Genomic DNA, 20,326 nt, shown 5'->3' with positions numbered 1-20,326 from the left:
AGCGGCTTTTTTTATGCTCAGTCTCTTGTGGCTCTGCGCTGCACGCAGTCGATGTAGGCCGCGCCGTCGGGTGGGCGCCCCGCGCGCTGGCTTTCCCAGACCATCTGCCCGAGGCAGTCCATGGTCTCGTGATGGGCGTCGTGCAGGGAGTCGCGTTTGGCCGTCAGCAGCTCCACCGCCTGGCGTATGCCGCGCGGCTGGTCGATGGAGCATTGCTCGCTGATCGACAGGTGCATGGACAGGTGCAAAAACGGGTTGGTCTTGCCGGCGTCCACGTCGTACATTTTGTCGAGCGCGGCGTCGGCGTCGGAAAAGTCGGCGTGGTATTCGGGGTGCTCTTCAATCCACTGGCTGGCGATGGTTTCAATCGCCTCCATGGGCTGGCCGGCGCGGGCCTTGGCGTAGACGGAACAGAAGAAGCGGCGAACGTCGGCTTGCGAGGGCGTGAACATGGGGAAAGCGTATCACGCAGGCGGTTTCCGTTGCACGCATGGGGTTGTGCTTTTCAGCGTTCGGGCCACAGTGCTGGCCGGTCAAGTCCTACAGACAGATTTAGCGCCCCTGCCTACATTGCTAGGGCCTGTTAACGCTATTTATGCAGATGCGTTGCGAGTCAAAAAGGCCTTGAGCAAGGCGCAAAACGCAGGCGGGGTAGACCCCGTCAAGGCTTTGCAACGCCGCGCAAGGCCTTTTTGATCGCAACCCGGAGGGAATGGGGTGAGAAAGGCGCCACTCGGCGTTGCGCTCCTAGCGCAGACGCCCGGTCTGCGCGTCGTCGCGCGTCTTGATTGGCGCCTTTCTCACCCCATTCGCATTTGCATAAATAGCGTTAACAGGCCCTACAGAGTGGCGCAGTTCCGGGGCAGGGCCACTCCCATCATTCACAGCCCGGCGAGGAGATTGACATCATGAACGCAGCACGCATCACAGGCATTGTCCTGATCGTTTTGGGCCTGGCCGGCTTTTTCACCGGCGGCTTCAGTTTCACCAAGGACACGACGGCCGCCAAGGTCGGCCCCATCCAGCTGACCGTGAAGGAAAAAGAGTCGGTCAACATTCCGCAGTGGCTAAGCCTGGGCGCCGTGGTCCTCGGTGCGGTGGTCCTGGCCATCGGTTTCAAGAAAACCTGACTTCGCGCCTCGCCCCACCCCAGCAGGGGCCGCGGGACCGGCTTTGCCAGACCGCAGGCGCCGCCCCCTGCAAGGGGGGAACAGGCTACACGCAGTGAGCCTGGACAGGGGTGAGCTTAATTGCGCTGGACGCTGAGCATGCGCGAGATCGCCTGCGCCGCCGCCAACAGCTGCGGCAACATGGTCTCCTGCATCGCCTTGGCGCTGGTGCGGTTGGCCTGGCCGCTGATGTTGAGCGCGGCCACGGTCTGGCCGGCGCGGCTGGTGATCGGCGCCGCCATCGACACCAAACCCTCTTCCAGTTCCTGGTTCACCAGCGACCAGCCCTGCTTGCGCACCTGCGCGACCTTGGCCGCCAGTTCTTTCACGTCGGTCACGGTGTATTTGGTGCGGGCCGTCAGCGTTGAGGCCTGCAGGCACTTCATGAGTTCGGCCTCGGGCAGGGCCGACAGCAGCATACGGCCCATGGACGTGCAATAGGCCGGCAGGCGCGAACCCACGCCCAGGCTGATGCTCATGATCTTGTGCGTGGGCACACGCAGCACGTAGACGATGTCCGTGCCTTCCAGCATGGCGGCCGAGCACGACTCTTTGACTTCCCCGACCAGCGCTTCCATCACCGGCTCGGCCAGGTTCCAGATCGGCATGGACGACAAATAGGCAAACCCCAGATCCAGGATGCGCGGCGTGAGGCGGAACAGCTTGCCGTCGTTGTGCACATAACCCAGCGTTTCCAGCGTCAGCAAGATGCGGCGCGCGCCGGCGCGGCTCAGGCCGCTGCGCCCGGCGACCTCAGTCAGCGTCTGCCGCGGCGCGTCGGCGCTGAAGGAGCGTATGACCTCCAGCCCGCGCGCGAAAGACTGCACATAGCCGTCGCCGGGTTTGCGGTCATGGGACAAGGTGGATGCGGCGTTTGCCATGGTACGGGAAATCTCCTAAAATTCATTATACGAACTCTTGTTCTTATGGCGAACAATTAATGACGCCGGCCCTCAGTGGATTGAGCGGCTGCCGTACCTGGAGACTCCTGAATGATCAACAAGATTGCCGCCTCCGTCGCCGACGCGCTGGCGGACGTGAAAGACGGCGCCACGGTGCTGATAGGCGGCTTCGGCACCGCGGGCATTCCCAACGAGCTGATCGACGGCCTGATTGAGCAGGGCGCCAAGGACCTCACGGTGGTGAACAACAACGCGGGCAATGCCGAAGTGGGCCTGGCCGCGCTGCTGAAAGCCGGGCGCGTGCGCAAAATCATCTGCAGCTTTCCGCGCCAGGCCGACAGCCAGGTGTTTGACGGCCTGTACCGCAGCGGCAAGCTGGAGCTTGAACTGGTGCCGCAGGGCAACCTGGCCGAGCGCATACGCGCGGCCGGCGCCGGCATAGGCGCATTTTTCTGCCCCACGGGTTACGGCACCGAGCTGGCGCTGAACGCCGACGGCAGCGCCAAGGAAACCCGCGAAATCAACGGCCGGCAGTATGTCCTGGAGATGCCGATTCATGGCGACGTGGCCCTGATCAAGGCCGAGCGCGGCGACCGTTGGGGCAACCTGACGTACCGCATGGCGGCGCGCAACTTCGGCCCGGTGATGGCGACGGCCGCGAAAAAAACCGTGGCCACCGTGCACGACGTCGTGGAGCTCGGCGAGCTCGATCCCGAAACCATCGTGACGCCCGGCATCTTTGTGCATCACATTGTCCAAATCCCCCGCACCGCCACCCAGGCAGGCGGCTTCAAGAAAGCGGCATGACCATGACTTACCAACGCCGCAGCAAGGACCAGCTCGCAGCCCGCGTCGCGCAGGATATTTTTGACGGCGCCGTCGTCAACCTCGGCATAGGCCAGCCCACGCTGGTGGCCAACCACCTGCCGGCCGGGCGCGAGGTCATCCTGCAAAGCGAGAACGGCATCCTCGGCATGGGCCCGGCTCCCGCCGAAGGCGAGGAAGACTACGACCTGATCAACGCCGGCAAGCAGCCGGTGACGCTGCTCAAGGGCGGCGCCTTCTTCCACCATGCCGACAGCTTCGGCATGATGCGCGGCGGCCACCTCGACATCTGCGTGCTGGGCGCCTTCCAGGTCTCGGCCACGGGCGACCTGGCCAACTGGAGCACCGGCGAGCCCGGTGCGATTCCCGCCGTGGGCGGCGCCATGGACCTGGCGATCGGCGCGCGGCAGACCTGGGTCATGATGGATTTGCTGACCAAGCAGGGCGTGAGCAAACTCGTGAGCCAATGCACCTACCCGCTGACCGGCATAGGCTGCGTCAAGCGCGTGTATTCCGACCTGGCGACACTGGCATGCACGCCGCAAGGCCTGAAGCTGATCGACACCGTCGAAGGCCTTTCGCTCGCCGAACTTGAAAAACTTGTCGGCTTGCCGATTGCAGCCGCCTGAAGTCCACCCTCTTCGAAAAGACACCACACCATGACCCAAGCTTTTATCTGCGACGCCATCCGCACCCCCTTCGGCCGCTACGGCGGCGCCCTGAGCAGCGTGCGCACCGACGACCTGGGCGCGATCCCCATCAAGGCGCTGATGGCGCGCAATCCGAATGTCGACTGGCAGGCCGTCACCGACGTGATCTACGGCTGCGCCAACCAGGCCGGCGAAGACAACCGCAACGTCGCGCGCATGGCGGCCCTGCTGGCCGGCCTGCCCATGGACGTGCCGGGCGCCACCCTGAATCGCCTGTGCGGCTCCGGCCTGGACGCGCTGGGCACGGCCGCGCGCGCCATCAAGTCAGGCGAAGCCACCTTGATGATTGCCGGCGGCGTTGAAAGCATGAGCCGCGCGCCCTTTGTGATGCCCAAGGCCGAAAGCGCCTTCAGCCGCGCCAACGCGGTCTACGACACGACGATTGGCTGGCGCTTCATCAACAAGCTGATGAAGGAAAAGTACGGCGTCGATGCCATGCCCGAAACCGCCGAGAACGTGGCCACCGACTACAAGATCAGCCGCGAAGACCAGGACAAGATGGCGCTGGCCAGCCAGCTCAAAGCCGTGGCCGCGCAAAAGGCCGGCTACTTCGATGCCGAGATCACGCCGGTGACGATTGCCCAGAAAAAGGGCGACCCGATTGTGGTCAGCAAGGACGAACACCCGCGCGAGACCTCGCTCGAGGCGCTGGCCAAGCTCAAGGGCGTGGTGCGGCCCGACGGCACGGTGACCGCCGGCAATGCCAGCGGCGTGAACGACGGCGCCTGCGCGCTGCTGCTGGCCGATGAAGCCACGGCCGCAAAGAATGGCCTCACGCCGCGTGCCCGCATCGTCGGCATGGCGACGGCCGGCGTTGCGCCGCGGATCATGGGCATTGGCCCCGCGCCCGCCACGCAAAAAGTGCTGGCCCTCACCGGCCTCACCATCGCGCAGATGGACGTGATCGAACTCAATGAAGCCTTTGCCGCGCAAGGCCTGGCCGTGCTGCGCCTGCTGGGCGTGCGGGACGACGACCCGCGCGTCAACCCCAACGGCGGCGCGATCGCGCTGGGCCATCCGCTGGGCGCATCGGGCGCGCGCCTGGCCACCACGGCCGTCAACCAGCTGCACAAAACCGGCGGGCGTTACGCGCTGGCCACGATGTGCATTGGCGTGGGGCAGGGCATCGCGGTGATCCTCGAACGCGTCTGAACGAGGCGTTCCCATGAACTTCCCCTTGAAACGCCGCGCGCTGTTGCTGGCGTCGCTGGCCTCAGCCGGCCTGCCGGTGTGGGCCCAGGACAAGCCCATCAGGATCGTCGTGCCCTTCGCGCCGGGCGGCGGCAACGACGTGTTTGCCCGCCAGATGGCAAAAAGCCTGGGCGAGTTGCGCAAACAAAGCGTCATCGTCGACAACAAGCCTGGCGCCGGCGGCAACGTGGGCACCGAGCAGGTGGTGCGCAGCGCACCCGACGGCACGACCTTGCTGCTGGGGCATTCGGGCACGGTGTCCATCAACCCGGCGCTCTACAAGCAGCTCAAGTTCGATGCGCGCAAGGACCTGGCGCCGGTCGCCATGTTTGCCTCGTCGGCGCTGGTGCTGGTAGTGCCGGCCTCGTCGCCGGTGAAAACCGTGGCCGACCTGGTGGCCCTGGCGAAATCGCAGCCGGGCGGCCTCAACTACGCGTCCAGCGGCAGCGGCACGGGCGGCCACCTGACGGGCGAGCTGTTCGGCCAGAAAAGCGGCGCGAAGGTCAGCCACATCCCGTACAAGGGCACGGCGCCCGGCCTCACCGACCTGGTGGGCGGGCAGGTGCAGATGATGTTCAGCGTGATTCCGCCCGCGCTGGCGCTGGTCCAGAGCGGGCGCCTGCGCGCCGTGGCCGTGACCGGCAGCCGGCGCCTGCCTTCGCTGCCGGATGTGCCCACCGTCGCCGAGTCGGGTGTCGCGGGCCTGGGCGGTTTCGAGAGCACGCTGACCTACGGCATCCTCGCGCCGCGCAACACGCCGCCGGCCGTGGTCAATGAACTGGCCGGCCAGATGCTCAAGGTCGCCGCCACCGCCGATTTCCAGTCGCGGCTGGGGGTGGAAGGCGCGGTGCCGCTGTTGGGCGGGCCGGCCGAGTACGCCGCGCTGATCCGCAAGGAGAGCGCCCAGTGGGCCGACATCGTGAAAGTCTCCGGCGCCACGGCGGAGTGAACGCGAGTAAGCACGAGTAAGGGCGCCGGATAACATGGCGCCTGCCGCCCCTTGCGCCCGTACGCCACGGCCTGGGTAACCCGAAAGACACGCCGTGAGCTTCCCGCTGATCACCGACCCCTATTTCTACGCCGTCGCCGTTCCCGCCGTGATCATGCTGGGCGTGAGCAAAAGCGGTTTCGGCGCGGGCTTTGGTTCGCTGGCGGTGCCGGTGATGGCGCTGGCGGTCACGGTGCCGCAGGCGGCGGCCATCCTGATGCCGGTGCTGCTGCTGATGGACTTGCTGGGGTTGGCGGCCTTCCGGCGCGATTTCGACTTCAAGTTCCTTAAATTTCTGATCCCTTTCGGCCTGGTGGGCACGGTGGTGGGCGCGCTGCTGTTCAAGGTGCTGGACGCCAAGGTGGTGGCGGCGCTGGTGGGAATATTCACGCTGTTGTTTTTGGCGCAGCGCCTGCTGTTCCCGCCCCGGCCCGACAGCGCGCCGCCGCCTAAATGGCTGGGCGCGATCCTGACGGTGACTTCGGGCTTCACGAGTTTTGTCTCGCATGCGGGCGGGCCGCCGCTGAGCGCCTATGTGATCCCCATGCGCCTGAGCCCGGTGAAGTTCGCAGCCACCATGGCGGCCTTCTTTTTTGTGATCAACCTCTCGAAGTGGATTCCCTACGCCTGGCTGGGCCTGCTGGACATGCGCAACATGGCGACCTCGCTGGTGCTGCTGCCGCTGGCGCCGCTGGGCGTGTGGATGGGCGTGCGCATGGCGCGCAGCATCAGCCCGGTGCTGTTCTACCGGCTGCTGTACATCGGCATGCTGCTGACCGGGTGCAAGCTGCTCTGGGACGGCTTTCACTGAGGGCGGGGCCCCTAGCGCTATTCGCCTGCCGCGTCCAGCCCCGCCCCCAGGGCCCCGCGGGTTTTGGGCCGGCGCCCCGGATTTTCACCGCCTGCATCCCGCGGATTTCTGTGAGAATCGCGAGCATGAGAACAATATGCTTACATTGCGGCTGACTTCCCCCTCATGACAACCGTTGTTTTTGCCGATCTCGTGGGCAGCACCAGCATGTTTGAACGGCTGGGCGATGAGACCGCGTCGCGCTTCGTGACGCAGCTGATCGGCGTGCTCAGCCAGGTGTTCCAGGAGCACCAGGGCCGGGTCGTCAAGCTGCTGGGCGACGGCCTGTTCGTGGTCTTTCCCAATGAGGGAGACGCGCTTTCCGCCTGCATCACCATCCAGAAGCGCCTGCAGGAAAAACCCATCAAGCCCGGCGGCAGCGGCGCGCCGGTGCAGATGCAGATGGGCATAGAGTCGGGCGAAGTGGTCGAAATCGACGGCGACTGCTTCGGCGACACCGTGAACTCCGCCGCGCGCCTGGCCGACCTGGCCGGCGCGGCGCAAATCCTCACCACCGAAAACGTCTGGACGGCGCTGTTGCCGGCGCAAAGGGATGCCTTGCGCAGCATGGGCCCCATGTACCTGCGCGGCCGCGCCGAAGCCAGCCACGTCTACCGGGTCGAATGGCAGACAGGGCGCGACGAGGACGCGACCATGGCCGGGCGCTCGATGTTCGCCTCGCCCAGCCAGGCCTTCCTGGAACTGAGCTACGCCGGGCAGACCGTGCGGCTGGACGCCAAAAGCAGCAAGCTGGCGCTGGGCCGGGGCGCCGATGCGGCGCTGGCGCTGAACGACCCGCGCGTCTCGCGCATGCATGCCACGCTGGAATGGCGCGGCGGCCATTTTGTGCTGACGGACGCCTCCAGCTACGGCACCTGGGTCTACCTGGGCAACCAGAGCGAAGCCGTGGTGCTGCGCCGCACCGAGTGCTACCTGGTCGGCAACGGCCACATCGTGCCGGGCTGCGACCGGACCGACGACAACGCGCCGCTGGTGGCATTTTCCATCCGGACCTGATGCTGCTGAAGCCGCGCGGGCCGGCTGCGGCACGGGCGGCGCAGCGGGAAAAGTAACGGCTTTCAAGGGTTTTGCCTCCGGGCGATGCAGGCTAGAATCGATTTTTGTTTCAAGACGTAGCCGGGCTCCTGGGCAGCCCGCAGGCCATCCCGCCTTTTTAGCCTCCTCGCCCACTGCGTTCATTCCGCCCATTTCTACCTCCTCATGAGTCTCAAGAAGCTTGGCCGATACGATCTGATCCGCGTCCTGGGCAAGGGCGCCATGGGGCTGGTGTACGAGGGGCGCGACCCGAACCTTGACAGGCGCGTGGCGATCAAGACCATCAAGGTCGAGAACCTCTCGGAAGAGGCCGCCGCCGAATACGAGGTGCGCTTTCGCACCGAGGCGCGCTCGGCCGCGCGGCTGCAGCACCCCAACATCGTCAGCGTCTACGACTCCGACCGCGACGGCGACATCGCCTTCCTGGTCATGGAATTCATCGCCGGCGACGACCTCAAGCACCACCTGGACAAGGGCGACCTCTACACGCTGGAGCAGACCCTGGGCATCATGGGCGACCTGCTGTCGGCGCTGGATTACGCGCACCGGCAGAGCATCGTGCACCGCGACATCAAGCCGGCCAACCTGCTGATAGAGACCCAGGGGCGCGTCAAGCTCACCGATTTCGGCGTGGCGCGCATCCAGGATTCGGGCGAAGCCACGCGCACGCAGGGCTCCATGGTGGGCACCCTCAAATACATGTCGCCCGAGCAGGTGCAGGGCCGGCCCATAGACGCCCGGGCCGATTTGTTCGCCGCGGGCATCGTGCTGTACCAGTTGCTGACCGGCAAGCGGCCCTTTGACGGCGACACCGATTTCGCCACCATCCAGCAGATTGTGAGCCACACGCCGGCCGCGCCCAGCAGCTTCAACGCCAGGCTGCCGGCGGCGCTCGACGCGGTGGTGATCAAGGCCCTGGCCAAGTCGCGCGACCAGCGCTACGCGAGCGCCCAGGACTTCCTCACGGCCCTGCAGGCGGCTGCCCGTGAAGCGGCCGACACCACGGTGCTGCCGCCGCCCCTGCCGCCGGGGCAGGGCAGCAGCTCGACCTGGACGTCCACGCTGCTGGCCGGCGAGGCGCTGGTCGACCAGCCATCGGGCACCAGCGCGAACATCTCGGTGGTGACGCAGGAGCTGGAGCTGGTCTACTGGAAAGAGATCAAGGAGTCCATGGACGTCGAGGACATCCAGGGCTTTCTCGCCAGGTTTCCCTCGGGCATCTATGCCGACCTGGCCCGGCGCCGCCTGAAAAAGATGGGCGTGCCGGGCGGGGAGGATTCGGACATCGGCACGCGCTCGCGCACCGGCACGCTGGGCATCCCGCGCCCGATGGAAGCGGTTGAAGCGCCTGCTGTTGCCGATGGGGGATCTTCCCCGGGAGGCACGTCGACAGACATGGCCTGGAAGGCGCTCGAAGAGGCCGCCGCCCAGGCGCCTGTGCCGGCCCCTCCTGCGCCTGCCGCGCCGGCCATGCCTGCCGCCGAGGACCCGGACGCCACGCGCCTGGGCGCCCCCGCCGCGGCTGTGCCCCCGGCATTCGCCGAGACGCAGCAGCACGTCGAATCCGAGTGGCCCGAGACCGTGTTCAGCGATGCCCACCTGGGGCATGCGGAGCCCGCTGCGGCGCCTGCACAGGTCAAGGAAGCCAAACCGGCCAGGGCGGTTCTGGCCGCCATGCCCGACGTCAGGCCGGCAAAAACAGAGTCCGTGCGAAAGCGCCGCAGCGCCGAGGCGGCCGCATCCGGGGCGGCTGCGCCCGCGCCCACTTCGCGTTACCTGGTTTGGGGCGTGGCGGGCCTGGTGCTGCTGGCGGTCCTGGGTTGGGGGATCAAATCTTTCACCAGGCCGAAGGCGCCGGCCGTGGAATCGGCTCTGGCAGCCGTGGCGGCCGACGCCGGCGCTGCGACGCCCGCCGCACCGGCGGTGGAGCCCGCCAGCCAGGCCCAGCCGGCGGCTTCGGCCGCGGTAGCGCCGCTGTCCCCGGCATCCAGGGCCGCGGCCGCGCAGGCCCTCGCAGCCCGCAAAGCCGCCCAGGAGAAAGAACGGCTGGCCAAACAGCAGGCCGCCCAGGCCAAAGCCGGCAGCGCAGCACCCGCGGCTGCCGCCGAGCATGCCGCCGCGCCGGCGCCGGCGGCGCCTTCGGGCAATCCCAAACAGGCCTGTGAAGACCGCATGCTGATCGGTTTTCAGATCTGCATGTCGGAGCAGTGCGCCAAGCCTGCCTTCACCAACCACCCGGTGTGTGTGGAGCGCCGCGCGATGGAGCAGCGGCGGCGCGAGGCCGAGCAGCTCAGGCGCTGATTCGCCAGGGCGCCAAGGCGCGGTGCGGGCCCTGCGCGGGGCCTGCCCGTTTTTACCTTTCCTGTTCCCGCTCCAGCGGTTCCTGGTCCTGCCAGCCGGGGGGGCGGCGCTGCGCCTGTAGCTGGCGCTCCTGGGCCAGTTGCTCCTCAAGCTGCAGCCGCCCCTGTGTGGCTACGGCGATGACCTTGGTGCGGTCCTTGCGGTGCGGGTACATGCGCTCGAACAGCTCGAGGTTGTGCTGGCGAAAACGCATGGCGGCCTGGCGCGCCTCGTGCGGCGGCTGGCCCAGCAACTCGAGCACGCTGCGCGCGCTGCGCAGGCTGGACTCGAAGACCTCGCGTTCAACCAGCATCACGCCGCGGTCGCGCAGCGCGTTCCAGTGGGTCACGTCGCGCGCGCGAGCCACGATCTGAATCTGCGGGAAGTTCTCGCGCGCAATGTCGACGATCTTCAGCGATTGCTCCATGTCGTCCACCGACAGCACCAGCACCTTGGCCGTGGCCGCGCCGGCGGTGCGCAGCAGGTCCAGGCGTGTCGCGTCGCCGTAAAACACGCGGTAGCCGAAGGCGCGCACGGTCTCAATCATCTCGGCATCGTGGTCCAGCACCGTGGCGGGAATGCCCTGGGCCAGCAGCATGCGGCCGATGATCTGGCCGTAGCGGCCGAAGCCGGCGATGATGATGGGCGCCTCCTGCTGCTCGGAGATTTCCTCCAGCTGCGGCGTGTTGCAGTTGGCGTAGTAGGGCAGCCAGAGTTTGTCGACGGCGACCAGCAGCAGCGGGCTCAGCAACATGGACAGCGCCACCGCGCCTATCAGCAGCGACGCGGTCTCGGCGGAAAACACCTGGGCCCCGGCAGCGGCCTGGAACACCACAAAGGCGAACTCGCCGCCCTGCGCCAGCAGCACCGCGAACACCGGCCGCTCCTGGAAGGGCAGCTTCATGATTTTGGCCAGGCCGTAGATCACGGCCAGCTTCAGGCCCAGAAAACCGAACAGGATGGCGGCCATCAGGCCGGGCGAGCGCCACAGTACGCCGAAGTCGATGCTCATGCCGACGGCGATGAAAAACAGCCCGAGCAGCAGGCCCTTGAAGGGCTCAATGTCGGTTTCCAGTTCGCGCCGGTATTCGCTTTCCGCCAGCAGCACGCCGGCCAGGAAGGCGCCCAGCGCCATCGACAGGCCCACGAACTGCATCAGCGCCGCGATGCTGACCACCAGCAGCAGCGAGGCGGCCGTGAAGATCTCTGGCGTGCCGCTGTTGGCGATCCAGCGCAGCAGCGGGCGCAGCAGCAGGCGCCCGCCCAGGATGATGGCGGCGATCGCGCCGACGATCTTGAGCGCTTCGAAGGCCCGGCTGCTGTGGCTGACCGCTTCGTTGTCGCCGGCCAGGGCGCCCAGCAGGGGCAGCAGCGCCAGGATGGGGATGGCCGCCACGTCCTGGAACAGCAGGATGGAAAAGCCCGCCTGCCCGCTGGAGGTCGGCATCAAATGGCGCTCGCCTATGGCCTGCAGCGCGATCGCGGTGGACGACAGCGCCAGGCCCAGGCCGGCGACGAGCGCGATCTGCCAGCTCACGCCGAACGCCATGGCCACACCGGTGAGCAGGGCGGCGCAGCCCAGCACCTGCGCGCTGCCCCAGCCGAAGATGGGCCGGCGCAGGTTCCACAGGCGTTTGGGTTCGAGCTCCAGGCCGATCAGGAACAGCATCAGCACCACGCCGAATTCGGCGAAATGCAGGATGTCCTGCACATTGGTGACCAGGCCCAGGCCCCAGGGGCCGATGGCAATGCCGGCGGCCAGGTAGCCGATGATGGAGCCGAGGCCGAGTTTTTTGGCCAGGGGCACGGCGATGACGGCGGCGGCCAGGTAGATAAAGCTGTTGACCAGCCAGACGGGCGCGTGTTCCATCACGCAACCTTCACGGCAGTGGCCGCGTCCAGGTGCTCGACAGGCCGGTCTTTCATGGGCACCACGCAGGCGGCGCATTGCTCCAGGTCTTCAAGTTCGGGCCAGTCGGGGTAGCTTTGCAGGCGCTGGCTGAAGGTGGCGACGTGCTGGGTAACGGTTTGACGGTCGACGGTGTGGGCGCCATGCAGCACCAGCGGCGGCAGAAAGCGCATGCCGCACAAGGCCGCGGTCTGCTCGTAAGGCGGCAGGAAGGCGTCAAAAAAGTAGCGGTTGTAGCCCTGCGGGTGGTAAGAGCCCTCGGGGCCGCCCGTGGTGGCGACCAGCCACAGGTCCTTGCCTTCCAGCGCGCGGCCCGGGCCGCTTTGTTCGTCGCCTTCGCCGTAAGCCCAGCCGTAGGTGAGCACGTCGTCTATCCAGAGCTTTTGCAGCGCGGGCATGGAATACCACTGGATGGGGTGCAGCAGCACCACGAGTTGCGCGCGTTCCAGGGCGGCTTGTTCCTTCGGCACGTCGATGGCGTAGTCGGGGTAGCTCGAATAAAGGTCTTGCACCTGCGCGCGCGGCAGGGCTTTCGCGGCCTCCATCAGGGGGCGGTTGACCCGTGACTCACGCCAGGCCGGATGGGCCGCAATGACATAAATGTCAGGGCCGGCCGTATCGCCTGTGGGTTTTTCAGTGGTTGTGAGAAGGCTGTCCATGCCGTTACCATAGCGGAAAAGCAAGACCAAGAGTTCCCTGGAACCGACAAGTTCCAAACCAGAGGAGATTCGCATGCCCGTGGTTGTGATCGCCAATCCGAAGGGGGGCGTCGGCAAAACGACGCTGGCCACCAATGTTGCCGGATATTTCGCCAGCCAGGGCCATTCGGTCATGCTGGGGGATGCCGACCGGCAGCAGTCCTCACGGCTGTGGCTGGGGCTCAGGCCGCCCGCCGCCCGACCAATCGCCACCTGGGATGTGAACGCCGACCTGATCGTCAAGCCCCCCAAGGGCACGACGCACGTGGTGCTCGACACGCCCGGCGGCCTGCACGGCTGGCGCTTCAACGATGTCCTGAAGCTCGCCGACAAGGTCATCGTGCCGCTGCAGCCCAGCGTTTTCGACATCTTCGCCACGCGCACCTTCCTGGACCAACTGGCCGAACACAAGCACGCCGGCAAGATGCAGGTCGGCATTGTCGGCATGCGCGTGGATTCGCGCACCATCGCCGCGGACAAGCTGCGCGGCTTTGTCGAAGGCCTGGGCCTGCCGGTGCTGGGCTACCTGCGCGACACGCAAAACTACATCCACCTGGCGGCCCGCGGCCTGACCCTGTTCGACGTGGCGCCCAGCCGGGTCGAAAAAGACATGGAGCAGTGGAAAGCCATCTGCCAGTGGCTGGACCGCTGAGACCGCGCTTTTGCGCGGCGGCTTGTCGCTGAGCCGACAAAAAGCGCGCGATGCTGCCGTTACAGTGGCGGCATGAGAATTTTTGACACATTGGCCGACCTGGCCGCCTGCACCGGCCAGGAAGTCGCCGTCAGCGACTGGATCACCATCACCCAGCAACAGATCAACCTGTTCGCCGAAGCCACCGGCGACCACCAGTGGATCCACGTCGATGTCGAAAAAGCCGCGGCCGGGCCCTTCGGCGCGCCGATTGCGCACGGATTCCTGACGCTGTCGCTGCTGCCGCGCTTTTTTGAATCGTCTTTTGACATCACCGGCTCGCGCATGGGCGTGAACTACGGGCTCAACAAGGTGCGCTTCACGGCACCCGTGCCGGTCGGCAGCCGCTTGCGCGGCCGCATGAAACTGCTGGCGGCCGAGCCCATCGCCGGTGACGGCATGCAGATGACCTGGGAAATGACGGTGGAACGCGAGGGCTCGGCCAAACCGGTGTGCGTGGCCGAGTCGCTGGTGCGGCGCTACCCCTAAATCCGCAGGAGCTGGCCGGCCGGCAGCCAGCCTTCAAACACTTCGATCAGGCTGTTGATGCGCTCTGCCGCTTCGCTCTGGCTGTGGGTCTGGGCAATGCACTGGTGCAGGTCGCTGCGCAGCAGCCACAGCTCGGCCGGTGTCTGGGCGACGTTGATCTTGTAGAGAACCCGCTGGGAACGCATGCACCGGCAGTCATGCAGCAAAGCCTGCAGGCTTTCCCGGACCTGCTCGATCGGCAGGCGGTTGACCTGACGGCCTGAATCGGAAAAGGCTGGCGCCGCCATGCCAAAAAAACGTTTGATGACCGTGTTCACAAAAGACTCCTGCCAGTCTTGTGAACTGGGCCGATGGGGAAGGGGGGATACGCCGGAATCGCCGGGGTATCGGCATCCACACGCTTCAAAGCTTTAGGTTTGAAGTATGGAATTATAGGGTTTCTACTTACTTTCTGGCAACCGATCCAGGCCGGCCGCGGCCTTGTGTTCAGGGCTTTGTCAGGAAGCAGCGGCGCCGCCAAAGCCGTTTTGCCGCCAGGCCTCGAACACCGTGACGGCCACGGTGTTGGACAGGTTCAGGCTGCGCTGGCCGGGCCGCATCGGCACTTTCAGGCGTTGGTTGGGGGCGAAGGACTCCCGAAGTTCCGGCGCCAGGCCGCGGGTTTCCGCGCCAAACACCAGCCAGTCGCCGGGCAGGAAGCGCATGTCGTAGACACTCCCCGAGCCTTGGGTGGTCATGGCAAAGAGGCGGCCTGGGGGTGGCTGCTCACTTTCCAGCATCGCCTGCCAGCTGGCATGCCGCAGCACCTGCGCGTACTCGTGGTAATCCAGCCCGGCGCGCCGCATGTGCTTGTCGTCCATCGAAAACCCCAGCGGCTCCACCAGGTGCAGGCGGCAGCCGGTGTTGGCCGCCAGCCGGATCACGTTGCCGGTGTTGGGAGGGATTTCGGGTTCGACCAAAACAATATTGAACATGCGGCAGACCGGTGAAGCGGAGCCCGCGATTCTAGGTGGGTGCCGTACGGGCAAGGACGACCGCTGTGATGTGCGTGGCGCCCGCATCGCGCAAAACCTGCGCGGCGGTGTAGAGCGAGGCGCCGCTGGTCATCACGTCGTCCACCAGCACCACGCGGCGGCCGCGCAGTTCCGCCGCGCGCAGCGGGTCCACCTGGAAGGCGCCCTTGACGTTGGCCAGCCGCTCCTTGCGCTTGAGCTGGCTTTGCGGCCGCGTGTGCCGCGTGCGCAGAAGCAACCGGGCATCGAAGCTTGCCTGCGTGCGCGTTTGCCGGGCCAGCGCGGCGCACAGTTCCCAGGCCTGGTTGAAGCCGCGCGTTTGCAGGCGCTGCGCCGACAGCGGTACCGGGACCAGCCAGTCCTCGCGCGTCAATTCACCCAAGGCCTGGGCAAGGCCCGGCGACTGCAGCAGCAGGCCGGCAAAAAAAGCGGCCCAGCCGTGCTGCTCGCCGAATTTGTAGCCCGAGATCAGTGTGGACCAGGGATAGGCGTAGGCCACGCCGGCGAAAGCGCGGTCCAGCGGCGGCGGCTCGACGGCGCAGGCGCCGCACAGCGGCGGGCCGGTGCGAAGACCCATGGAAAGATCGGCCGGCAAGGCGAGGGCGCAGCGCGTGCAGCGCTGCACCGGCTGTGCGAAACGGGCCACGCAAGGGTCGCACACCTGGCGCGCGGGCCAGCTGCGGCAGACCGCGCACTGGCTGGCGATGCCGGCGGCAAAGCCCGCAGCAAAACCGGAAAGAAAGCCCGGAAAGCGGGGCAGGAATGCGGCGGGGACAAGCAGGCGTGTGAACACCGTGTCAATATACTCGCGTACTTTTGGGCAAATCGCCCTCTCATTCTTTTTCCCTCTCCATGACCCCCACCGAGCGCCCGCCCACGCTAGACCCGATTGCCGTCGCCCGCTGGGAGCGCACCGCGCCCCTGGCCTCGCCGTGGCTGCATGAGGAAGTGGCGCGCCGCATGATGGACCGGCTGCAATGGATCAAGCTGCAGCCCCGTTCCTGGGTGCACTGGGGCGCATTGCGCGGCGGGCTGCTGGCCCATGCGCAACTGGCCAAAACCTACCCGGGCGCCACGGCGTTTGTGCTGGAGACCGGCGAAGGGCGCACGCAGGAAGCCCTCAGAAAAATAAAAACGCCGTGGTGGAAACCGCGCGGCTGGCTGGCCGCGCCGCTGCGCGTTGAAGCGCCGCCGCCCGGCAGCGCCGACATGCTGTGGGCCAACATGGCCTTGCATGAATCGGCCGACCCGCAGGCCTTGCTGGCGCAATGGCACCAGGCGCTCAAGGTCAACGGCTTCCTGATGTTTTCATGCCTGGGCCCGGACACCGCGAAAGAATTGCGCGAGGTTTATGCGCAGCTGGGCTGGCCGCCCGCGGGCCATGAACTGACCGACATGCACGACTGGGGCGACATGCTGGTGCAAACCGGCTTTGCCGAACCGGTGATGGACATGGAGCGCATCACGCTGACCTACGCGACGCCGGCGCGCCTGCTCGAAGACCTGGCCGAGCTGGGCCGCAATTTTCATCCCGCGCGCTTTCCCGCGCTGCGCGGCCGGGCCTGGAAGGCGAGGCTTGAAGAGGCGCTTGCCCGCAAGCTCGTCAAGGGGGAGGACGGGCGCCTGTCCCTGACCTTCGAAGTCATCTACGGCCATGCATTGAAGGCGCCGCCCAAAGTCAAGGTCAGCGCGCTCAGCGCGGTGTCGGTGGCCGACATGCGCAGCATGCTGCAGGGCGCACGGCCCGGCGCCTGAGGCTTCACCTGTTGCGCAGGCGCCCGCCCGCTCTGCCGCTATCACCGGTTTGAGGGCTTTTTCAGGGGAGCGGCAAGGCAAACCGGCTACAATTCAAAACAGAATTTTGGGTATGTTCCCAAGCCTCATGCGGCCCGTGCACGGCATGGTCCGCTGTTTTTTTTGGGGGTTGCCGCATGCTGCAGCCAACGCCAGCGTTTCGTTTTGCCACCATGCCCGTGCAGGGCGCCCACAGCCATGATGCTGTGCTGTGGCTTCTCAAGCGTCACTGTTCACTCACCCCGGCCCAGCTCGGGTGGCTTTACGTGTCGCTGTGCGGCGTTTCGCTGGGGATCGCGGCATTTTTCTGGGCACAGGGCGCCACCATGGTGATGCCTTTTGCCTGGGCCGAGTTGCTCGCGGTGGGCGCGGCCTTTGTGGTGTACGCCCGCCATGCGGGGGACGGTGAAAAAATCGTCCTCGAAGGCGGGCAGCTGGTGGTGGAGCTGGAAACGGCGGGGCGCACCGAGCGCGCGGAATTCAACCGCGAATGGGTGCGCATCGAGCCCAAGGATGGGGACGGCTCGCTGATTGAGGTGTCCGGGCAAGGGCGATCTGTGCAGGTGGGGCGGCATGTGCGGCCTGAGCTGCGCCCCGCGCTGGCCCGCGAGATTCGCATGGCGTTGCGAGGCGGTTGAAGAGGCGCTGAAAGTCTCGCGTCAGTTCAGGTGCGGCGGGAGGGTCCGCCGCTAACTTTATAATCAGCCGGTTAATTTGGTCGGTAATTGAAGCAGAAAAAGTGATCACGATGAACGTAAGCAACACCATGAGCAAAATGACACGGCTTGGCATGCAGCATGCAGGCGCAATTCTGGTATCTGCGGCCGCCTGGGTCAGCACCGCCGCTTACGCCGTCAACGACCTGCCCGGCGGCCCGGCCGTCAACCAGCTGAACCTGCACCCGGCCGCAACCAAGATCGCCGCGGAGCAGCAGTGGCTGCACTGGTTCATGATGGCCATCTGCCTCGTGATCTTCGTGGCGGTGTTCGGTGTGATGTTCTATTCCATCCTGAAGCACCGCAAGTCGGTCGGCCACAAATCGGCCAACTTCCATGAGTCCACCGCCGTTGAAATCGCCTGGACCATCGTTCCCTTCATCATCGTGATCGCCATGGCCCTGCCGGCCACCAAGGTGCTGGTCGCCCAGAAGGACACCACCGCAGCCGACCTCACCATCAAGGCCACCGGCATCCAGTGGAAATGGGGCTACGACTACATCAAGGGCGAAGGCGAGGGCATCGGCTTCGTTTCCACACTCGACAACACGCACCGCGAAATGTCCGACAACGGCGGCCCCAAGGCCGGCGAAGCCCCCGACAACTACCTGCTCAAGGTCGACAACCCGCTGGTTGTTCCCGTCAACAAGAAAATCCGCATCATCACCACCGCCAGCGACGTGATCCACGCCTTCGCGGTGCCGGCCTTCGGCATCAAGCAGGATGCGATTCCCGGTTTTGTGCGCGACACCTGGTTCCGCGCCGAAGCCATCGGCGACTACTACGGCCAGTGCCAGGAACTCTGCGGCAAGGAACATGCCTACATGCCCATCCACGTGAAGGTCGTGTCCGCCGCCGATTACAGCGCCTGGGTCGCCGTGAAGGCCAAGGAAGCCGCCGCCAAGGCCGATGACCCGACCAAGGTCTGGACGCTCGTCGACCTGAAGGCCCGCGGTGAAAAAGTCTACGCCGCCAATTGCGCCGCCTGCCACCAGCCCAACGGCAAGGGCGCCGGCCCGATCAAGCCGCTGGACGGCTCGCCCATCGTGCTCGACGCCGACCATGCCAAACAGATCCACACCGTGCTCAACGGCGCCGCCGGCGGTGCCATGCCTTCCTGGAAGGCGCTGAGCGACACCGATATCGCCGCCGTGATCAGCTACTCCAAGAACAACTGGTCCAACCAGACCGGCCAGATCGTCCAGCCCGCCGAAGTGCAGGCCGCCCGCAAGTAAGCCGATCCGCCCCACGACCAGAATTTGCCGGCGCCATATTCATATGGGCGCCGGCCGCCACGATAAAGCTACAGGCCAAAGCCACCAAAGGAAGCCAAGATGAGTGCAGTTCTAGACCATCACGATCACGCGCATGACGACCACCACGACCACGCCCCGACGGGCTGGCGTCGCTGGGTCTTCGCGACCAACCATAAAGACATCGGAACGCTGTACCTGCTGTTCAGTTTCTTCATGCTGATGTTCGGCGGCGTGCTGGCGCTGATGATCCGCGCCGAGCTGTTCCAGCCCGGCCTGCAACTGGTCAACCCCGAGCTGTTCAACCAGCTGACCACCATGCACGGCCTGATCATGGTGTTCGGCGCCATCATGCCGGCCTTCGTGGGCTTCGCGAACTGGATGATCCCGCTGCAGATCGGCGCGGCCGACATGGCTTTCGCCCGCATGAACAACTTCAGCTTCTGGCTGATGATTCCCGCCGGCCTGATGCTGGGCGGCTCGTTCTTCATGCCCGGCGGCGCGCCCGCCGCGGGCTGGACGCTCTACGCGCCGCTCACGCTGCAGATGGGCCCGTCCATGGACGCCGGTATTTTCGCGATGCACATCCTGGGCGCTTCGTCCATCATGGGCTCGATCAACATCATCGTCACCATCCTGAACATGCGCGCTCCCGGCATGACGCTGATGAAGATGCCGATGTTCTGCTGGACCTGGCTGATCACCGCCTACCTGCTGATCGCCGTGATGCCGGTGCTGGCAGGCGCCATCACCATGACGCTGACCGACCGCCACTTCGGCACCAGCTTCTTCAACCCCGCCGGCGGCGGCGACCCGGTGATGTACCAGCACATCTTCTGGTTCTTCGGCCACCCCGAGGTGTACATCATGATCTTGCCGGCCTTCGGCATCATCAGCCAGATCATTCCCGCCTTCGCGCGCAAGCGCCTGTTCGGCTACGCCTCCATGGTGTACGCCACCGGCTCCATCGCCATCTTGAGCTTCGTCGTGTGGGCTCACCACATGTTCACCACCGGCATGCCGGTCACGGGCCAGCTGTTCTTCATGTACTCCACCATGCTGATCGCCGTGCCCACGGGCGTGAAGGTGTTCAACTGGATCGCCACGATGTGGCGCGGTTCCATGACCTTTGAAACCCCCATGCTGTTCGCGGTGGGCTTCATTTTCGTGTTCACCATAGGCGGCCTGACGGGCGTGATCCTCTCGGTCGCGCCTATCGACACGCAGCTGCAGGACACCTACTACGTGGTGGCCCACTTCCACTACGTGCTGGTGGCCGGTTCGCTCTACGCGCTGTTTGCCGGCTACTACTACTGGTCGCCCAAATGGACCGGCGTCATGTACAACGAAACCCGCGGCAAGATCCACTTCTGGTGGTCGCTGATTTCCTTCAACGTGACCTTCTTCCCGATGCACTTCCTGGGCCTGGCCGGCATGCCGCGCCGCTATGCCGACTACCCCATGCAGTTCGCCGACTTCAATGCCGTGGCCAGCGTGGGCGCCTTCTTCTTCGGTTTCGCCCAGGTCTACTTCTTCCTGTTCATCGTGGTGCCCACGATGCGCGGCAAGGGCGCACCGGCCAAGCAAAACCCCTGGGTGGACGAAGGCGGCAAGGGCGCCGAAGGCCTGGAATGGGAAGTCCCGTCGCCCGCGCCTTTCCACACCTATGAAACCCCGCCCAAGCTGGATGCCTCGGCAACCCGCGTGATCGGCTGATCAATCCCCATCGGTA

At 65.9% G+C, this 20,326-nt stretch carries 21 protein-coding genes; 14 read left to right on the top strand and 7 right to left on the bottom strand.

Annotated features, from left to right (window positions below; genetic code table 11):
- Window positions 1-17 precede the first annotated feature (17 nt).
- Window positions 18-452 carry a DUF1841 family protein gene (locus tag ACLV74_RS06750; protein ID WP_411878603.1) on the bottom strand — a complete coding sequence of 145 codons (435 nt, stop codon included), beginning with the start codon at window positions 450-452 and terminating at the stop codon, window positions 18-20.
- 456 nt (window positions 453-908) lie between these two features.
- Between ACLV74_RS06750 and ACLV74_RS06745 the strand changes: the two genes are divergently transcribed.
- Window positions 909-1,130, top strand: a complete 222-nt coding sequence (locus ACLV74_RS06745) for a hypothetical protein (protein ID WP_411878602.1) — start codon at window positions 909-911, stop codon at window positions 1,128-1,130.
- A gap of 116 nt (window positions 1,131-1,246) precedes the next feature.
- Here ACLV74_RS06745 and ACLV74_RS06740 read toward each other — a convergent pair whose 3' ends face one another.
- Complete coding sequence (locus ACLV74_RS06740) at window positions 1,247-2,050, bottom strand: IclR family transcriptional regulator (RefSeq protein ID WP_411878601.1); 804 nt, start codon at window positions 2,048-2,050, stop codon at window positions 1,247-1,249.
- 111 nt (window positions 2,051-2,161) lie between these two features.
- Here ACLV74_RS06740 and ACLV74_RS06735 point away from each other — a divergent pair, with 111 nt between their 5' ends.
- The 7 genes from ACLV74_RS06735 (at window position 2,162) to ACLV74_RS06705 (ending at window position 9,992) form a co-directional block, all read left to right on the top strand.
- On the top strand, window positions 2,162-2,878 hold the full coding sequence (locus ACLV74_RS06735) for a 3-oxoacid CoA-transferase subunit A (RefSeq protein WP_411878600.1): 717 nt from the start codon (window positions 2,162-2,164) through the stop codon (window positions 2,876-2,878).
- The gene (locus ACLV74_RS06730) at window positions 2,875-3,525 is read left to right on the top strand and encodes a 3-oxoacid CoA-transferase subunit B (RefSeq protein ID WP_411878599.1); all 651 of its coding nucleotides are present in this window, start codon (window positions 2,875-2,877) and stop codon (window positions 3,523-3,525) included. The genes ACLV74_RS06735 and ACLV74_RS06730 overlap by 4 nt, the downstream gene beginning before the upstream one ends.
- Before the next feature lie 30 nt (window positions 3,526-3,555).
- Complete coding sequence (pcaF, locus tag ACLV74_RS06725) at window positions 3,556-4,758, top strand: 3-oxoadipyl-CoA thiolase (RefSeq protein WP_411878598.1); 1,203 nt, start codon at window positions 3,556-3,558, stop codon at window positions 4,756-4,758.
- A gap of 13 nt (window positions 4,759-4,771) precedes the next feature.
- Window positions 4,772-5,746 (top strand): Bug family tripartite tricarboxylate transporter substrate binding protein, encoded by a 975-nt coding sequence (locus tag ACLV74_RS06720; protein WP_411878597.1) that lies wholly within the window; start codon window positions 4,772-4,774, stop codon window positions 5,744-5,746.
- 94 nt (window positions 5,747-5,840) lie between these two features.
- Window positions 5,841-6,596 carry a sulfite exporter TauE/SafE family protein gene (locus ACLV74_RS06715; RefSeq protein WP_411878596.1) on the top strand — a complete coding sequence of 252 codons (756 nt, stop codon included), beginning with the start codon at window positions 5,841-5,843 and terminating at the stop codon, window positions 6,594-6,596.
- A 165-nt stretch (window positions 6,597-6,761) separates the two neighbouring features.
- The gene (locus ACLV74_RS06710; RefSeq protein ID WP_411878595.1) at window positions 6,762-7,652 is read left to right on the top strand and encodes an adenylate/guanylate cyclase domain-containing protein; all 891 of its coding nucleotides are present in this window, start codon (window positions 6,762-6,764) and stop codon (window positions 7,650-7,652) included.
- 204 nt (window positions 7,653-7,856) lie between these two features.
- Window positions 7,857-9,992: a serine/threonine-protein kinase gene (locus tag ACLV74_RS06705; protein ID WP_411878594.1), complete on the top strand. Its 2,136-nt coding sequence runs from the start codon at window positions 7,857-7,859 to the stop codon at window positions 9,990-9,992.
- Window positions 9,993-10,044: 52 nt separating this feature from the next.
- Here the strand turns inward: ACLV74_RS06705 and kefC are convergent, their stop codons facing one another.
- Entirely contained in the window at window positions 10,045-11,901 is a 1,857-nt protein-coding gene (gene kefC / locus ACLV74_RS06700) for a glutathione-regulated potassium-efflux system protein KefC (RefSeq protein ID WP_411878593.1), read from the bottom strand.
- Window positions 11,901-12,599: an NAD(P)H-dependent oxidoreductase gene (locus ACLV74_RS06695; protein WP_411878592.1), complete on the bottom strand. Its 699-nt coding sequence runs from the start codon at window positions 12,597-12,599 to the stop codon at window positions 11,901-11,903. The genes kefC and ACLV74_RS06695 overlap by 1 nt, the downstream gene beginning before the upstream one ends.
- Before the next feature lie 73 nt (window positions 12,600-12,672).
- Here ACLV74_RS06695 and ACLV74_RS06690 point away from each other — a divergent pair, with 73 nt between their 5' ends.
- On the top strand, window positions 12,673-13,290 hold the full coding sequence (locus ACLV74_RS06690) for an AAA family ATPase (protein WP_411878591.1): 618 nt from the start codon (window positions 12,673-12,675) through the stop codon (window positions 13,288-13,290).
- Between the two features lie 72 nt (window positions 13,291-13,362).
- On the top strand, window positions 13,363-13,818 hold the full coding sequence (locus ACLV74_RS06685) for a MaoC family dehydratase (RefSeq protein WP_411878590.1): 456 nt from the start codon (window positions 13,363-13,365) through the stop codon (window positions 13,816-13,818).
- Here ACLV74_RS06685 and ACLV74_RS06680 read toward each other — a convergent pair.
- The 3 genes from ACLV74_RS06680 to ACLV74_RS06670 all read right to left on the bottom strand — a co-directional run bounded on the left by ACLV74_RS06680 (window position 13,815) and on the right by ACLV74_RS06670 (window position 15,624).
- Window positions 13,815-14,135 carry a hypothetical protein gene (locus ACLV74_RS06680; protein WP_411878589.1) on the bottom strand — a complete coding sequence of 107 codons (321 nt, stop codon included), beginning with the start codon at window positions 14,133-14,135 and terminating at the stop codon, window positions 13,815-13,817. The two genes, ACLV74_RS06685 and ACLV74_RS06680, sit on opposite strands and share 4 nt — an antisense overlap.
- Before the next feature lie 180 nt (window positions 14,136-14,315).
- A complete protein-coding gene (trmL, locus tag ACLV74_RS06675; protein WP_411878588.1) occupies window positions 14,316-14,792 on the bottom strand; it encodes a tRNA (uridine(34)/cytosine(34)/5-carboxymethylaminomethyluridine(34)-2'-O)-methyltransferase TrmL in 477 nt (158 codons plus the stop codon).
- 31 nt (window positions 14,793-14,823) lie between these two features.
- Window positions 14,824-15,624 carry a ComF family protein gene (locus ACLV74_RS06670; RefSeq protein WP_411878587.1) on the bottom strand — a complete coding sequence of 267 codons (801 nt, stop codon included), beginning with the start codon at window positions 15,622-15,624 and terminating at the stop codon, window positions 14,824-14,826.
- Between the two features lie 59 nt (window positions 15,625-15,683).
- Between ACLV74_RS06670 and ACLV74_RS06665 the strand changes: the two genes are divergently transcribed.
- The 4 genes from ACLV74_RS06665 to ctaD all read left to right on the top strand — a co-directional run bounded on the left by ACLV74_RS06665 (window position 15,684) and on the right by ctaD (window position 20,310).
- Window positions 15,684-16,586, top strand: coding sequence for a biotin synthase (locus ACLV74_RS06665; protein ID WP_411878586.1), 903 nt, complete (start codon window positions 15,684-15,686; stop codon window positions 16,584-16,586).
- Window positions 16,587-16,762: 176 nt separating this feature from the next.
- Window positions 16,763-17,263 (top strand): DUF2244 domain-containing protein, encoded by a 501-nt coding sequence (locus tag ACLV74_RS06660; protein ID WP_411878585.1) that lies wholly within the window; start codon window positions 16,763-16,765, stop codon window positions 17,261-17,263.
- 137 nt (window positions 17,264-17,400) lie between these two features.
- Window positions 17,401-18,576: a cytochrome c oxidase subunit II gene (gene coxB / locus ACLV74_RS06655; protein WP_411878684.1), complete on the top strand. Its 1,176-nt coding sequence runs from the start codon at window positions 17,401-17,403 to the stop codon at window positions 18,574-18,576.
- Between the two features lie 99 nt (window positions 18,577-18,675).
- The gene (gene ctaD / locus ACLV74_RS06650) at window positions 18,676-20,310 is read left to right on the top strand and encodes a cytochrome c oxidase subunit I (protein WP_411878584.1); all 1,635 of its coding nucleotides are present in this window, start codon (window positions 18,676-18,678) and stop codon (window positions 20,308-20,310) included.
- Window positions 20,311-20,326: the final 16 nt, after the last annotated feature.

The organism is Polaromonas sp. YR568 (assembly GCF_943369415.1).
GTDB lineage: Bacteria > Pseudomonadota > Gammaproteobacteria > Burkholderiales > Burkholderiaceae_C > Polaromonas.
The sequence above is the reverse complement of the archived record's forward strand: the minus strand, read 5'-3'. Positions and strand labels throughout refer to the sequence as shown.